Here is a 14,418-nt window from a genome sequence, read left to right as displayed (position 1 = left end):
GTCTCACAGGGGTCCGAAGCGGTAGCCGAAGCCGCGCACGGTCTGGATGTACTTGGGCGCGCGTGAGGAGTCCTCGACCTTGTTGCGCAGCCGCATGACGCAGGCGTCCACGAGCCGGGCGTCGCCGTGGTAGCTGTGCTCCCACACGTGCTCCAGCAGCTGCTGGCGGCTGAAGACCCGGCCGGGGGTGGCCGACAGGTAGAGCAGCAGCTTCATCTCGGACGGGGCGAGCGCGAGGTCCTGGCCGTCCTTGCAGACGAGCAGTCCGGCGCGGTCGATGGCCAGGTCCCCGTGGATCTCCGCGGGCCGGCCGGCGGCGGGCTCGGAGGTGCCGGCATCGCCGGGGGCGGCCCGGCGCAGGACGGCGCGGATGCGGGCCTCCAGGACCTCGCCGCGGGCGGGCTTGACGATGTAGTCGTCGGCGCCGGCCTCCAGGCCGAGGACGACGTCGATGTCGTCGCCGCGCGCGGTGAGCATGATGATCGGGATCTGCTGGGTGGCGCGGATCTGGCGGCACACCTCGAAGCCGCTCTTGTCGGGCAGCATCAGGTCCAGCAGCACCAGGTCGGGGCGGAAGGTCTCCAGGGCCGCCAGCCCGGCCCCGCCGGTGGCCGCGGCCTCGACCTCGTGGCCGCGGCGACGGAGGGTGAGGGTGACCCCTTCCCGTACGGCCCGGTCGTCCTCGATCAGAAGCACGCGTGACATGCGGCCAGTATCCGTCGTGCAATCACACAGATGTGCCCAGGGTCCCCTGATCGTGGGAACTGTCACCGACTCCTCATATTCCGTCTCACATTCCGTCGGGCTCAGGAGTCGGGCTCATGACCCGTCGGGCCGGGATCGGGCCGGGGAAGCCCGATGTGCTGCAGGAGCAGGTCCCGGAAGCCGCGGTCCCAGGCCTCGTAGCGGTGCCGGAGGCGGTCGCCGGGCCAGTCCGCCGGGAGCAGCGGGCCGGGCAGGACGGGGTCGTCGAGCAGGTGGCGCAGGACGGCGGCCGAGACGACGAAGCGCTCGGCGAGGTCGCCGGGCCGCCCGGGCAGGGCACCGAGCGCCACCTCCAGGGCGCGGGCCCGGCGGGCCCAGCCGGACAGGTCCCAGAGCCCGGCGGCGAGCCCGGCGGGGTCGCCCTCGGGGGTGCCGGTGAGGACCGTGCACTGCTCGGTCACCACGGCCGGGCGGTCGCGTACGAGGTTGGCGGGGCGCAGCCAGCAGCCCTCGCGCAGTTCGGCCAGGCGCAGGGCGGCCATCGCCTGGCGGAGCGCCGCACGGTCGGGGGCGGTGCGGCGTTCGGGGGTGACGACGGCGATCTCCCAGCCGCCGTCCCAGGGGCGGGTGAGCGGGGCGCGGCTGTCGTCCTGCCGGGCCTGGCGGGCCAGGAGCCGCTCGGTGAGCCGGTACGTGCCGTCGCGCTGCTCCAGGTCACCGGCGGCGACCATGCGGGTCAGGGCGGTGCGGATCGTACCCTCGGCGGTGCCGAAGAGCTCGCCGACGCGGACCAGGGCGCGGGCGGGCAGCGCGGGCGGGTGGTGGCCGAGGAGGGTCGAGAGCACGACCGAGCGCGCGGTCAGCGGCCGCAGCGAGAGCGGTCCGGCGTCGTCGTCCTCGGCCATGTGCGTCGCACCCCTGTCCATTACAGTCCTCCATCACGCATCATAAAACTGTAAGAGAAGCTGTGAGAGCGTCGCCGACCGGAGGCAGGTCACGCCATGAGCGCCACGCACGAAGTGTTCAACCAGGCTCCGCCCCTGACCGGCTTCACCACCGCCGACGACCCGGCGCTGCTGGAGGCGCTGCGCCGCGAGGGCGGCGGCTGGGGCGAGGCCGAGGTCCGCGCGCTCGGCGCCCGGGCCGGGTCCGAGCAGGTGCAGGACTGGGCGCGCATGGCGGAGGCGAACCCTCCGGTGCTGCGCACGCACGACCGCTACGGCCACCGCATCGACGAGGTCGAGTTCCACCCCGCCTGGCACCAGCTGATGGCCGCCGCCGTCGAGAGCGGCCAGCACGCCGCCCCCTGGGCCGAGGCCCGCCCCGGCGCACACCTGGTACGCGCGGCCAAGTTCTACGTCTGGGCCCAGGCCGAACCCGGCCACGGCTGCCCGATTTCCATGACCTACGCCGCCGTCCCCGCACTCCGCGCCCAGCCCGAACTGGCCGCCGCCTACGAGCCGTTGCTGGCCTCGCGCACCTACGACCACGGGCTGCGCCCGCCGCTGGGCAAGCAGGGGCTGATCGCGGGCATGTCGATGACGGAGAAGCAGGGCGGCTCGGACGTCCGCGCCAACACCACGACCGCCGTGCCCGCCGGCGACGGCTCGTACACGATCACCGGGCACAAGTGGTTCACCTCGGCCCCGATGAGCGACGTCTTCCTCGTCCTCGCCCAGACCGCGGAGGGCCTGACCTGCTTCCTGATGCCGCGCGTCCTGCCCGACGGCACCCGCAACGCGATGCGCCTGCAGCGGCTGAAGGACAAACTCGGCAACCGCTCCAACGCCTCCGCCGAGATCGAGTACGAACAGGCCGTGGCCTGGCCGGTGGGCGAGCCCGGGCGCGGGGTGCGCACCATCGTCGAGATGGTCAACATGACCCGGCTCGACTGCGTCCTCGGCTCCGCGGCCGGCATGCGGGCCGGGCTGCGCCAGGCCGTCCACCACACCACGCACCGGCGGGCGTTCGGCGCCGAGCTGATCGACCAGCCGCTGATGCGCAACGTCCTGGCCGACCTCACCGTCGAGTCCGAGGCCGCCACGCTGCTGGCCATGCGGCTGGCCGCGGCCGTCGACCGGTCCATGGCGGGCGACACCGGGGAGTCGGCGCTGCGCCGCCTCGCCCTCGCCGCCGGCAAGTACTGGGTCTGCAAGCGCGGCAGCGCCCACGCCGCCGAGGCCCTCGAATGCCTGGGCGGCAACGGCTACGTCGAGGAATCCGGCATGCCGCGCCTCTACCGCGAGGCACCGCTGCTCTCCATCTGGGAGGGCTCGGGCAACGTGGCCGCGCTCGACGTACTGCGCGCACTGCAGAAGGAACCGGCCGCGCTGGACGCCTGGTTCGCGGAGATCGGCGCGGCGGCCGGGGCCGACGCCCGGCTCGACGCGGCGGCTGCGCGCGTACGCACCCTGCTGGGCGAGCTGTCCGACCCCGCACGGGCCCAACTGCTCGCACGCCGCCTCGCCGAACAGCTCACGCTCGTGCTCCAGGGCAGCCTGCTGGTACGGCACGGCGACCCGGCCGTCGCGGACGCCTTCTGCGCCTCACGGCTCGGCGGGGACTGGGGGAACGCGTTCGGCACGCTGCCGACCGGTGCGGACCTCGGCGCGATCCTGGACCGCGCCTCGGTGAAGGAGGCGTGATGGCGCCCGCCGTGCGTGTGGAGCGGCAGGGGCCCGTCACGACGGTCGTCCTCGCGCGGCCCGAGGTGCGCAACGCGGTCGACGGGCCGACGGCCCGCGAACTGGCCGATGCCTTCCGGGCGTTCGAGTCCGATGACGACGCGTCGGTGGCCGTGCTGTGGGGCGAGGGCGGCACGTTCTGCGCGGGCGCCGACCTCAAGGCGTTGGGCACCGGGCGGGGGAACCGGGTGGAGGCGGACGGCGACGGCCCGATGGGGCCGACGCGGCTGCGCCTGACGAAACCCGTCATCGCCGCCGTCAGCGGCCACGCGGTCGCGGGCGGACTGGAGCTGGCGCTGTGGTGCGACCTGCGGGTGGCCGAGGAGGACGCCGTCTTCGGCGTCTTCTGCCGACGGTGGGGCGTGCCGCTCATCGACGGCGGCACGGTACGGCTGCCGCGGCTCATCGGGATGAGCCGCGCAATGGACCTCGTCCTGACGGGACGCCCGGTCCCGGCGGCGGAAGCCCTGGCGATGGGCCTCGCCCATCGCCTCGTGCCGGCGGGGCGGGCGCGGGCCGCCGCCGAGGAACTCGCCGCGGAGATTGCACGGTTCCCGCAGGCGTGTCTGCGGGCCGACCGGGCGTCGGTGCTGGGGCAGGAGGAGGCGGCCATGGCGGCCGAACTTGCCGGGGGGCTGGAGGTGTTGCCGGAGGCGCTGGCGGGCGCGGCCCGCTTCGCGGCCGGGGAGGGGCGGCACGGGGAGTTCGGGTAGGGGGTTGGTGCCCCGGTCCCGCCCTTTCGCCGCTTCCTGGTGGGGCAAGCCCTCCAAGCCCCCGGATTGCGCTGCGCGCGGTGTCCTCAAACGCCGGACGGGCTGATTTCAGCCCGTCCGGGGGCACCTCCCAGCGGTAACCGGGGAGAGTTTGAGGACGAGCGGCGAAGCCGTGAAAAAGGGTGAAAGGGCGGGACCGGGACACCCCCACCCCGTCCCGATGTCACCCCATCGAAGGAATCCGGCCGCGTCGGCTGGCACACACCGCGCACAACCCCCCAAGCTCTCCCCGTGCGAGCAGGATTCCTGGCCGCCATGGCCGTATTGACGGTGACGGCCGCCGCGCCCCCGCCGAGTCCGTCCGAAGAGGCGGTGTCCCCCGACGCCTACGTCCGTTTCGGCCCGAACTGCCTGGTCGCGAGCGATACATGGTCCGTGGTGAGCATCTGCCACGGGACCCCCGCCGCGCCCACACCCCCCGCGAAGCCGTCCCCCATGCCCGTCCTGCCGCGTCCCGCGCCGCCACCGCCGACGCCGGCGGCACCGCCACCGCCTCCCCCGCCCGTCGTACGCGCCGCCCCGCAGCCCGCGGCACTGCCGCCGGATCCGGAACCCTCGCACTCCCCCACCCCCGCGGCCACACCCCACCCCCACCGCGCCGCCTACCACCAGTCCCTCGCCGCACCCCCGGCCCAGGGGCACCCCTCGCCCGTCACGCTCATGCTCGTGCTCACCGCCCCGGCCGTGCTCGCCGCCGCCGCGCTGCGCCCACGCTCGGGCGGGCGCAGTCGCTGATTCCGACTGGTGCCGACTGACCCCGACTGGTCCCGACGCATTCCGATGATCCCGAACCGGAGGTTCCCCCCTTGTCCGAATGGCTGGTTCTGGCCATCGCCATGGCCGCCGCCTGTGCGGTGGTCCTGTCCATCACCGTGCTCAGGGAGCGCAGGCTCAGCGAGGACGACGATCCGTCCGAGACGCCCAACGTCATCGACTACATGACGATGATGATCGGCGTGGTCTACGCCATCGTGCTGGGCCTGGCCATCGCCGGTGTCTGGGAGGCACGCAACGGCGCGCAGAACACGGTGCAGGCCGAGGCGCAGGCACTGCACGAGGTGTACGAGCGGGTGCAGGTGTATGCGCCGGAGGCGCGTGACCAGACGCGCAAGGACGTCACCGCGTACGCGAGCTACGTGGTCCACAAGGAGTGGCCCGTGATGCTCCGGGACCAGAAACTCACCGAGCACGGTGCGCAGTTGCTGGACAAGGTGCGGGACGATGTCACGTCGTACCAGCCGCGCAATGACCACGAGGCCCAGTCGTACCAGCCGTTGCTGGACCAGGTGGGTGCGGCCAACGCCGCGCGCAACGCCCGTGCGGCGAGCGCGGACGACACCATGCCCGGCGTGGTGTGGTTCGGCCTGGTCGCCGGGGCGGCGGTGGCCGTCGGGATCATCTTCACCCTGCAGATCAGGAGGTCGCCGCGCGAGCTGCTGCTCGCGGGCGTCTACAGTGCGCTGATCGCCTTCCTCCTGTTCCTCATCTGGGACTTCAACTCTCCGTTCGGCCATCATGTGGCCGAGGCCGCAGGCCCGTTCACCGACCTGTTCTCCGTCTAGCCCGTCCTCCATCCGACCGGCAGGTGCTTGAGGCCGTTCAGGAAGTTCGAGGTCAGCCGGACCGGTTCCCCCGCCCGCTCCAGGCCGGGGAGCCGGTCCGCCGCCGTGCGCAGCATGGCCCTCAGCTGGGCGCGGGCGAGGTGGGCGCCCAGGCAGTAGTGCGGGCCGAAGCCGAAGCTCACGTGGTCGTTGGGGGTGCGGGTGATGTCGAGGCGGTCGGGGTCGGCGAAGGCGCGTTCGTCGCGGTTGGCCGAGGGGTGGTAGACGACGACCTTCTCGCCGCGCCGGATGCGGACGCCGCCGAGTTCGGTGTCCCGGACGGCGGTGCGCCGGATGTGCACGACGGGCGACCAGTGGCGCAGCACCTCCTCGACGGCCGAGTCCGTCAAGTCCGGCCGGGTGCGGAAGAGTTCGTACTGGTCCGGGTGGTCCAGGAGGGTCAGCAGGCCGCCGGGCAGCGAGTTGCGCAGGGTCTCGGTCCCGGCCACCACCAGGATGAAGAACATGTTCTCGAACTCTTCGCGGGCAAGCCCCTCCGCGGCCATCGTGGCCAGCACGCTGCCCGGCCGCGGCGCCTCGGCCAGGGCGTGGGCGTAGTGGAACATGTCGGGCAGCCCGTGGCGTGAGCGCGGGTTGACCGGGGAGCCGTCGGCCTTCACCGGCGGGGCGGAGGGGCGCAGGGCCAGGGCCGCGCGGCCCATGGGGGTGAGCGAGGCGGGGTCGGCGGTGCTGGACTGTGCGTAGTCGGCGTCCTGGTAGCCGATGACCCGGTTCGCCCAGTCGAACAGCAGTCGCAGGTCCTGCTGCGGCACACCCAGCACATCGGCCAGGGTCTGCACGGGCAGGTCGGCGGCGAGCTCGGCGAAGTCCGCCGTGCCGCGCTCCGCCACGCCGTCGACGAGCGCCCGCGTGCGCCCCTCGATCGCCGCCGTCAACTCCCGTACGGCGCGCGGCGTGAAGGCCGCGGCGACGATCCGGCGCAGCCGGCTGTGGGCGGGCGGGTCCTGGTTGAGCACCATGGACCGGACGAACTCCAGGTCGTCCGCGGTGTCCGGGTCGCGGATCTGCGTGGCGCCCAGGGCCGAGGAGAACAGCTCCGGGGTGCGCAGGACGTGCTTGACGTCCGCGTGCCGGAAGACGCCCCAGTAGCCGGGGCCCGCGGGCCAGGGGCCGACGGCCGGTTCGGCCACCCGGCACACGGGGCTGCGGTCGCGCAGCTCGCGGAAGAGTGCGTACGGGACGCCGCGCGCATAGGTCGCGGGGTCGAACACCTGGGAGGTCGGAGCGCCGTCGGTCACGCCAGGGACCGTAGGCGCTCACCTGGCGGCCTCGTCAAGAGCCCGCCAGAATGTTGACCGGTGAGGGCTCCGTGGCAGCTCCGCGCGTTTCCCGGCCAGGGCTTTCGGGCAAGGGCCTTGCTCGGTGGGCCATGGCCCTTGACACGGGAGGTACGGAGCGTGACCTACGGCCAGATCGAGAGAGAAGGTTTCGCCCGGCCGATCGACGAAGCCGAGGCGGAGACGTACCTGCGCGGCATCTGTTTCAAGACCGGACCGCCCAGGCTGCTGGGCGTCGAACTCGAATGGCTCGTCCACGATCTCTCCGATCCCGCCCGTCCCGTATCCGCACCCCGGCTGGCCGCCGCGGCCGACCGGCTGCGGTCCCTGCCGCTGCGGTCCTGGCTGACCATCGAACCCGGCGGCCAGATCGAGCTCAGCTCGCGGCCCGCGGACTCCCTCGCCTCCTGCGTGGAGGACCTCTCCGCCGATCTCTCCCTCGCCCGCTCCGCCCTGCACGACCTGGGGCTCGTCCTGGCCGGGTACGGCAAGGAACCCTGGTACCAGCCCGACCGGGTTCTCATGGAGCCCCGCTACAACGCGATGGAGATCTACTACGACCGGATCAACGGCGCCGGGCGCACCATCATGTGCCGCACCGCGTCCGTCCAGGTCTGTGTGGACGCGGGGTACGAGGAGCCGGGGCCGATGGGGTACGGGCGGCGCTGGCGGCTGGCGCACCTGCTGGGGGCGGTGCTCTCCGCGGCCTTCGCCAACTCCCCGCTGCACCTGGGGAAGCCCACCGGGTGGCGGTCCACCCGGCAGGCCTGCTACGCACGGATGGACCCGGGGCGCACCCTGGCCCCGGCCGAGGACCTCGAACCGCGCTCGGCGTGGGCCGCGTACGCCCTGGACGCGCCGGTGATGTTCGTGCGGTCCGAGGCGGGTCCGTGGCCCGTGCAGCAGGGGCTGGCCCTGCGCCGCTGGGTCCGCACCAAGCGGCCACGTCCGGTCACCACGGGTGATGTGGACTATCACCTGACCACGCTGTTCCCGCCGATACGGCCGCGCGGGCACCTGGAACTGCGCATGATGGACGCACAGCCGGGCGAGGACGGCTGGCTGGTCCCGGTGGCCGTCACGGCGGCCCTGTTCGACGACGCCACGGCGGCCGATACGGCCCACCGCGTGGTGAAGGCCCTCGCCGACACGGCGGGGACGCGGCCGACACCGCGCAATCCGCTGTGGCTCAACGCCGCCCGGCACGGGCTGTCCGACCCGGAGCTGCACGCGGCGGCGGTGGTCTGCTTCGCGGCCGCCCGCGAGGCCCTGCCCAGGCTCGGGGCATCACCCCGCGTCCTGGCGGCCGTCGACGAGTTCACCGCGCGGTACGTGGAACGCCGCCGGTGCCCCGCCGACGACCTGCTCGACCACGTGAACGGCAAGGAGAACCATTGATGCACGCTGCCCCCGGGCCCGGGCCCGAAGCACAGCGGCAGCGCGCGGCGCATGCCCTGCTGTCGGCCCGTGAGCGCACCCAGGCGCTCACGGGCTGCGTGGACGAGCACGAACTGACGGCGCAGCACTCGCCGTTGATGTCGCCGCTGGTGTGGGACCTGGCACACATCGGCAACCAGGAGGAGCAGTGGCTCCTGCGGACCGTCGGCGGCCGCGCAGCACTGCGCCCCGAGATCGACTCGGTGTACGACGCCTTCGCGCACCCCCGCGCCGACCGCCCCTCGCTGCCGCTGCTCTCACCGCAGGAGACACACGGCTACGTCGCCGAGGTGCGCGGCCGGGTGCTGGACCTGCTGGAGCACGCCCCCGTGGACGACGGAAGCCCGCTGCTGGCGGGCGGCTTCGCCTTCGGCATGATCGCCCAGCACGAGCAGCAGCACGACGAGACCATGCTCATCACCCACCAGCTGCGCCGGGGCGCCGCCGTGCTCACCGCCCCCGAGCCGCCGCGGGCCGCCCCCGATGCGGCACTGCCGCCCGCCGAAGTCCTCGTGGAGGGCGGCTCGTTCACCATGGGCACCTCCACCGAGCCGTGGGCGCTGGACAACGAACGGCCCGCACATCCGCGCCTCGTACCCTCGTTCTTCATCGACACCGTGCCGGTGAGCAACGGCGCCTACCTGCAGTTCGTCGAGGACGGCGGCTACGCCGAGCCGCGCTGGTGGCACCCCGAGGGCTGGGAACAGGTACGCCGCCACGAGCCGGCCGCCCCGCTGTTCTGGCAGCGCGAGGGCAACGCCTGGTTCCGGCGGCGGTTCGGGACCGTCGAGCCCGTACCGCCCGAGGAACCGGTCCTGCACGTGAGCTGGTACGAGGCCGCGGCCTACGCGGCCTGGGCCGGGCGGCGGCTGCCCACCGAGGCCGAGTGGGAGAAGGCCGCCCGCCACGACCCCCGCACGGACCGCTCCCGCCGCTACCCCTGGGGCGACGAGGATCCCACCGCCGACCACGCCAATCTCGGCCAGCGCCATCTGCGCCCGGCGCCCGTGGGGGCGTATCCGCAGGGCGCGTCCCCGCTGGGCGTACGGCAGTTGATCGGCGACGTGTGGGAGTGGACGGCCAGCGACTTCCTGCCCTATCCGGGCTTCCGCGCCTTCCCCTACCGCGAGTACTCCGAGGTCTTCTTCGGCAGTTCCTACAAGGTGCTGCGCGGCGGCTCGTTCGCCGTCGACCCGGTCGCCTGCAGAGGGACCTTCCGCAACTGGGACCTGCCGGTGCGCCGGCAGATCTTCTCCGGCTTCCGCACGGCGCGGGACGCGGAGTCTGTCTGATGTGCCGTCATCTCGCTTTTCTGGGACCGGAATCACCGCTCGGCGAGACCCTCGTCGAACCGCCGCACTCCCTCCTGCGCCAGTCCTGGGCACCGCGCCGGCAGCAGCACGGCACGGTCAACGCGGACGGCTTCGGCGTCGGCTGGTACGCGCCCGGCGACCCCGTGCCCGCGCGCTACCGGCGGGCCGGCCCGATATGGGCGGACCTCTCCTTCGCCGACCTGGCCCGGGTCGTGCGCACCGGGGCGCTGCTCGCCGCGGTGCGGGACGCGACCGCGCCGGGCGCCGACGGGGAGGCGGCCGCGGCCCCCTTCGCCGCCGGTCGCTGGCTGTTCAGCCACAACGGGGCGCTGACCGGGTGGCCGGACTCCGTCGCTCCGCTGACCGCCCGTCTGCCCGCGAGCACCCTGCTGAGGCTGGCCGCGCGCACGGATTCGGCGTTCGCCTGGGCCCTGGTGGAGCACCGGCTGCGCGAGGGCGAGGCACCGGGGCCCGCACTGGCGGGCACCGTGGCCGGCCTCGACGCCGCGGCACCCGGCTCCCGGCTCAACTTCCTGCTCACCGACGGCACCTGCATAGCCGCCACCGCATGGGGCGACTCCCTCTGGTATCTGGCCGACCCGTCCGCCGAACGCACCGTCGTGGCCTCCGAGCCGTACGACGACGACCCGCGCTGGACCGAGGTCCCCGACCGCACCCTCCTCATCGCAGACCGCACCGACATCTCGCTGTCCTCGCTGTAACCGGCACAAGGAGCCCCGTCCGTGAGCCCGTTCGTCCTCACCCGTGCCCTCCCCCTCGACGCGACCGCCGCGGCCCTGCGCGCGGACGTGTCCTCAGGGCTGACCCGTACGCCCAAGGAGCTCCCTCCGAAGTGGTTCTACGACGCCCACGGCAGCGAACTGTTCGACGAGATCACCCTGCTGCCCGACTACTACCCGACGCGCGCCGAGCGCGAGATCCTCGCCGACCGTTCCGGCGACATCGCCCGCGCCACCGGCGCCCGCACCCTCGTCGAGCTGGGTTCGGGCTCGTCCGAGAAGACCCGCCACCTCATCCGCGCACTGCCCGGCCTCGACACCTACGTGCCCGTCGACGTCAGCGAGAGCGCCCTGCGCGGCGCGGCGCACACCCTGCTCGCCGAGCACCCGGACCTGTCCGTGCACGCCCTGGTCGCCGACTTCCAGTACGGACTGACCCTGCCGAACACGCCCGGGCCACGGCTGCTCGCCTTCCTGGGCGGCACGATCGGCAACCTGCTCCCCGACGAACGGGCCGTGTTCTTCCGCGCCCTGCGCGCGGCACTCGCTCCCGGCGACGCGCTGCTGCTGGGCACGGACCTGGTCAAGGACGAAGGGACCCTCGTCGCGGCCTACGACGACGACCGGGGGGTGACGGCCGCGTTCAACAAGAACGTCCTGGCCGTCATCAACCGCGAACTCGAGGCGGACTTCGACCCGGACGACTTCGGCCACGTCGCCCTGTGGGACGCCCGGCAGGAGTGGATCGAGATGCGGCTGCGGGCCCGCAGGGACGTCGTCGTGAAGATCCCCTCGCTCGACCTCGCCGTCCCCTTCGCAGCGGGCGAGGAGCTGCGCACCGAGGTCTCGGCCAAGTTCCGGCGCGAAGGCGTGCGCGCCGAGCTGGCGGCGGCGGGCCTGGATCTGACGCACTGGTGGACCGACGAGCAGGGCCGCTTCGCACTGTCCCTGTCCGTCCCCGCTAGCCTCCCTCTGTGAGCAAGGAGCAGAACGAAACACAGGACGCCCCCGTACCGGCGGGCTTCGAGCGCGGCACCGACGGACCCAAGGTGATCGTCGCGGGCGTGGACGGCTCGGACACGTCATGGCGCGCCGCGGCCTACGCGGCGGGCCTGGCCCGCCGGCAGAACGCACTGCTCGCGCTCGTCTACGTGCAGCCGATGCTGACGGGCGGCGCCGCCCTGGGCGCGCCCGTCGCGGAGATGACGGAGGAGGTCGCCGAGGAGCTGCTGGCCGAGATCCGGGCCACGGCGGAGCGGCTGCAGGGCGTGTACCGGCTGCGGTGGCAGTTCCACACCTTCGCCGGCGACCCGTACACGGGGCTGGTGAAGGCGGCCGACGACCTCAAGGCGGACGCCGTGGTGGTGGGGGTCTCGGAGCAGGCGGGGCACCGGATCATCGGGTCGGTGGCGGTACGGCTGGTGAAGGCGGGGCGGTGGCCGGTGACGGTGGTGCCGTAGGGACTGTGCGGGGTTGTGAGGGTCGTGGACGGTGCCGGCCCGGGCTCCGCACTGTTCGACGAGGGCGAGGCCGAGCGTCGAGGGCGGCGAGGGCACGGGTGGCAGTGGCTTCGGCGACGGCGGTGGGCCGGTAGCCCCGTTGCGGGACTACGAAGACGGTAATGGGGGAACCGGCGTGGCGGGGCGCTCGGACGTGCGCGCCGTTGACTGTCCGGGGCTTGATCTCCACCGAGCGGAGCCCGGTGGCCCGGGCGATGTGCTCCAGGGGCCGGTCAGTGGCAGGGGTGTTTCTGCGCTCCCGGGTGGAGACGCGGGCGGAGTGCCGCCCGCTCGCTGGGCAGGCGCCTGCAGCGGGCGCCGGTGGTTTCGTCGTGCCCTGCGCGGTGGTGGTCTCGCCCGTGCCCGGTTGTGTGCCGCGGGCCGGGGCGCAGCGCGAGGGCGGCCAGGGTGAGGATGGTGGCGCCGCAGGCGGTGATGATCCACCAGGCGGGGCGGCTGGTGCGGTCGAAGGCGTCGGTGCCGTGGCCGGTGGTGAGGGTGGCTCCGATGACGGCGACGCCGAGGGCGCTGCCGATCTGGCGGCTGGTGGTGGTGATGGCGGAGGCGACGCCGGCTTGTGCGGGGGGCATGCCGGCGACGGCGGTGTGGGTGATGGGGGCGTTGACCAGGCCGAAGCCCGTGCCGAAGAGGATGTAGCAGGCCAGGAGGAGGGGCGGGTGCTGCTGGGCGTGGAAGGCTGCGGCGAGCAGTCCGGCGAGGGTGGTGGCGGTGCCGGAGAGCAGCAGGGGCAGGCGGGGGCCGTGGGTGGCGGTCAGGCGGCCGGCCAGGGGCGGGCAGGCGATGGTCATGGCGGCCATGGGCAGCAGGTACAGACCGGCCTGCCAGGCGCTCAGGCCGTGGACGTCCTGCAGGAAGAGGGCGGCCAGGAACAGGAACCCGCTCAGCGCGGCGAAGGCGCACACGGCACTGAGGGCGGAGGCGGCGAACGGACCCTGGCGGAAGAAGCGCAGTTCTATCAGTGGCTCGCGGACGCGCAGCTCGGTGACGAGGAAAGCAGCCAGTGCCACGACGGCGGTGGTGGCGCAGCCGAGGACGAGCGGGGAGGTCCAGCCGGTGACGGGGCCTTGGATGATGGCGTAGACGCTGGTGGCGAGCAGCACGACGACCAGGAGCTGCCCGGCCGGATCGAGGCCGCGGGGACGGGGCGCGCAGGACTCGGGCACGCGGCGTGTGAAGGCCAGGGCGAGCAGGCCGACGGGGACGTTGATCAGGAAGATCCAGCGCCATCCCGCGGTGTCGACGAGCAGGCCGCCCAGGAGCGGGCCGACGGCCATGGTGATGCCCTGGACCGCGCTCCATATGCCGATCGCGCGCGCCCGTGCGCGGCGTTCGGTGAAGACGTGGGTGAGGATGGCCATGGCCACGGGCGTGAGCATGCATCCGCCGATGCCCTGGAGGGCCCGGAAGGCGATCAGCCAGCCGAGGGCGGGGGCGGCGGCGCACAGCAGGGAAGCGCCGGTGAAGACGGCCAGTCCTGCGCGGAAGACACGGCGGCGGCCGATGCGGTCTCCGGTGGCGCCCGCGCACAGCAGCAGTGAGGCCTGAACGATGATGTAGGCGTCGACGGTCCACTGCAGTCCGGCCGTGGAGGCACCCAAGTCGTGCTGGAGTGCGGGGAGAGCGGTGTTCAGGGCGGTGTTGTCGAGGCTGACCAGGAAAAGGGCCGAGCAGCACACGGCGAGGACCAACGACCGCTGTCGCACGGTGGGATCGGGCACGGGGCAGAACCTCGGGGAAACGTCGGAACGGGAGGAACGGGCGGCCCGGCGGCCTTTGGTCACCGGGCCGGGGGCCGTCAGGCGGTGGTGGGGGCGCCGGCCACGCGGCGCTCGCCGCCGTTGCGCTCCTGCCAGAACTTGTAGACCTCCACGGCCGCTTCACGGGACTCGTGGCGCATGGGCAGGCGGCGCTCGTCCCACGGCTTGGCGAACTCGCCGTAGAAGGAGTCGAGTTCGAAGTACTTGCGGTCGTCGACGTAGTGGGGCTCGTAGGCGTCGCGGGTGGTGAGGAAGACGACCTCGTCCGGCGAGCAGTAGTACAGCGAGCCCAGGCACATCGGGCAGGGGTGGGCCAGGACGTAGATGGTGGTGCCGGTCAGGTGCTCCGTGCCCAGCTTCGTGCAGGCCTCGCGGATGGCGAGGATCTCCGCGTGGGCGGTGGGGTCATTGCTCTGGGCGACCTTGTTGGGGCTCTCGGCGAGGATCTCGCCGTCCTTGACGATGACGGTCGCAAACGGACGGCCGCCCTCGGCGACGTTCTGCCGGGCAATGTCGATGGTGCGCTGAACGAAGTCCATGAACAGGCCTTTCTGTGAAGGGGGAAAGAAGTGCCCCGAAGGGGCGCGGGG

Annotated in this window: 14 protein-coding genes; 9 read left to right on the top strand and 5 right to left on the bottom strand. The window is 73.2% G+C overall.

Annotated features, from left to right (window positions below):
• Nucleotides 1-3: 3 nt before the first annotated feature.
• Nucleotides 4-705, bottom strand: coding sequence for a response regulator (locus tag ACLHRZ_RS05305; protein ID WP_490417066.1), 702 nt, complete (start codon nt 703-705; stop codon nt 4-6).
• 101 nt (nt 706-806) lie between these two features.
• On the bottom strand, nt 807-1,631 hold the full coding sequence (locus ACLHRZ_RS05300; protein ID WP_490417065.1) for a PaaX family transcriptional regulator C-terminal domain-containing protein: 825 nt from the start codon (nt 1,629-1,631) through the stop codon (nt 807-809).
• A gap of 75 nt (nt 1,632-1,706) precedes the next feature.
• On the opposite strand from ACLHRZ_RS05300, the gene ACLHRZ_RS05295 reads away from it, so the two are divergent.
• From ACLHRZ_RS05295 to ACLHRZ_RS05280, 4 genes are all read left to right on the top strand, one after another.
• The gene (locus ACLHRZ_RS05295) at nt 1,707-3,350 is read left to right on the top strand and encodes an acyl-CoA dehydrogenase family protein (RefSeq protein WP_490417064.1); all 1,644 of its coding nucleotides are present in this window, start codon (nt 1,707-1,709) and stop codon (nt 3,348-3,350) included.
• Complete coding sequence (locus ACLHRZ_RS05290) at nt 3,350-4,102, top strand: crotonase/enoyl-CoA hydratase family protein (RefSeq protein WP_490417063.1); 753 nt, start codon at nt 3,350-3,352, stop codon at nt 4,100-4,102. The genes ACLHRZ_RS05295 and ACLHRZ_RS05290 overlap by 1 nt, the downstream gene beginning before the upstream one ends.
• Before the next feature lie 291 nt (nt 4,103-4,393).
• The gene (locus tag ACLHRZ_RS05285) at nt 4,394-4,897 is read left to right on the top strand and encodes a hypothetical protein (RefSeq protein ID WP_490417062.1); all 504 of its coding nucleotides are present in this window, start codon (nt 4,394-4,396) and stop codon (nt 4,895-4,897) included.
• Nucleotides 4,898-4,968: 71 nt separating this feature from the next.
• Nucleotides 4,969-5,724: a bestrophin-like domain gene (locus ACLHRZ_RS05280; protein ID WP_490417061.1), complete on the top strand. Its 756-nt coding sequence runs from the start codon at nt 4,969-4,971 to the stop codon at nt 5,722-5,724.
• On the opposite strand, the gene ACLHRZ_RS05275 is transcribed toward ACLHRZ_RS05280, so the two are convergent.
• A complete protein-coding gene (locus ACLHRZ_RS05275) occupies nt 5,721-7,022 on the bottom strand; it encodes a cytochrome P450 (protein WP_490417060.1) in 1,302 nt (433 codons plus the stop codon). The two genes, ACLHRZ_RS05280 and ACLHRZ_RS05275, sit on opposite strands and share 4 nt — an antisense overlap.
• 159 nt (nt 7,023-7,181) lie before the next feature.
• On the opposite strand from ACLHRZ_RS05275, the gene egtA reads away from it, so the two are divergent.
• Genes egtA through ACLHRZ_RS05250 form a run of 5 tightly spaced genes read left to right on the top strand, consistent with a single transcriptional unit; the run spans nt 7,182 to nt 12,011 of the window.
• The gene (gene egtA / locus ACLHRZ_RS05270) at nt 7,182-8,459 is read left to right on the top strand and encodes an ergothioneine biosynthesis glutamate--cysteine ligase EgtA (RefSeq protein WP_490417059.1); all 1,278 of its coding nucleotides are present in this window, start codon (nt 7,182-7,184) and stop codon (nt 8,457-8,459) included.
• Complete coding sequence (egtB, locus tag ACLHRZ_RS05265; protein WP_490417058.1) at nt 8,459-9,790, top strand: ergothioneine biosynthesis protein EgtB; 1,332 nt, start codon at nt 8,459-8,461, stop codon at nt 9,788-9,790. Before egtA ends, egtB begins: the two co-directional genes overlap by 1 nt.
• On the top strand, nt 9,790-10,533 hold the full coding sequence (gene egtC, locus ACLHRZ_RS05260; RefSeq protein WP_490417057.1) for an ergothioneine biosynthesis protein EgtC: 744 nt from the start codon (nt 9,790-9,792) through the stop codon (nt 10,531-10,533). The genes egtB and egtC overlap by 1 nt, the downstream gene beginning before the upstream one ends.
• A 21-nt stretch (nt 10,534-10,554) precedes the next feature.
• The gene (gene egtD, locus ACLHRZ_RS05255) at nt 10,555-11,529 is read left to right on the top strand and encodes an L-histidine N(alpha)-methyltransferase (RefSeq protein WP_490417056.1); all 975 of its coding nucleotides are present in this window, start codon (nt 10,555-10,557) and stop codon (nt 11,527-11,529) included.
• Nucleotides 11,526-12,011: a universal stress protein gene (locus tag ACLHRZ_RS05250; RefSeq protein WP_490417055.1), complete on the top strand. Its 486-nt coding sequence runs from the start codon at nt 11,526-11,528 to the stop codon at nt 12,009-12,011. The genes egtD and ACLHRZ_RS05250 overlap by 4 nt, the downstream gene beginning before the upstream one ends.
• A 272-nt stretch (nt 12,012-12,283) precedes the next feature.
• Here the strand turns inward: ACLHRZ_RS05250 and ACLHRZ_RS05245 are convergent, their stop codons facing one another.
• Both ACLHRZ_RS05245 and ACLHRZ_RS05240 read right to left on the bottom strand, forming a co-directional pair.
• A complete protein-coding gene (locus tag ACLHRZ_RS05245) occupies nt 12,284-13,789 on the bottom strand; it encodes an MFS transporter (protein WP_490417054.1) in 1,506 nt (501 codons plus the stop codon).
• Nucleotides 13,790-13,866: 77 nt separating this feature from the next.
• Nucleotides 13,867-14,367 carry a nucleoside deaminase gene (locus ACLHRZ_RS05240; protein ID WP_490417053.1) on the bottom strand — a complete coding sequence of 167 codons (501 nt, stop codon included), beginning with the start codon at nt 14,365-14,367 and terminating at the stop codon, nt 13,867-13,869.
• Between the last annotated feature and the right edge of the window lie 51 nt (nt 14,368-14,418).

It is taken from the genome of Streptomyces sp. AM25, from assembly GCF_058146165.1.
The sequence above is the reverse complement of the archived record's forward strand: the minus strand, read 5'-3'. Positions and strand labels throughout refer to the sequence as shown.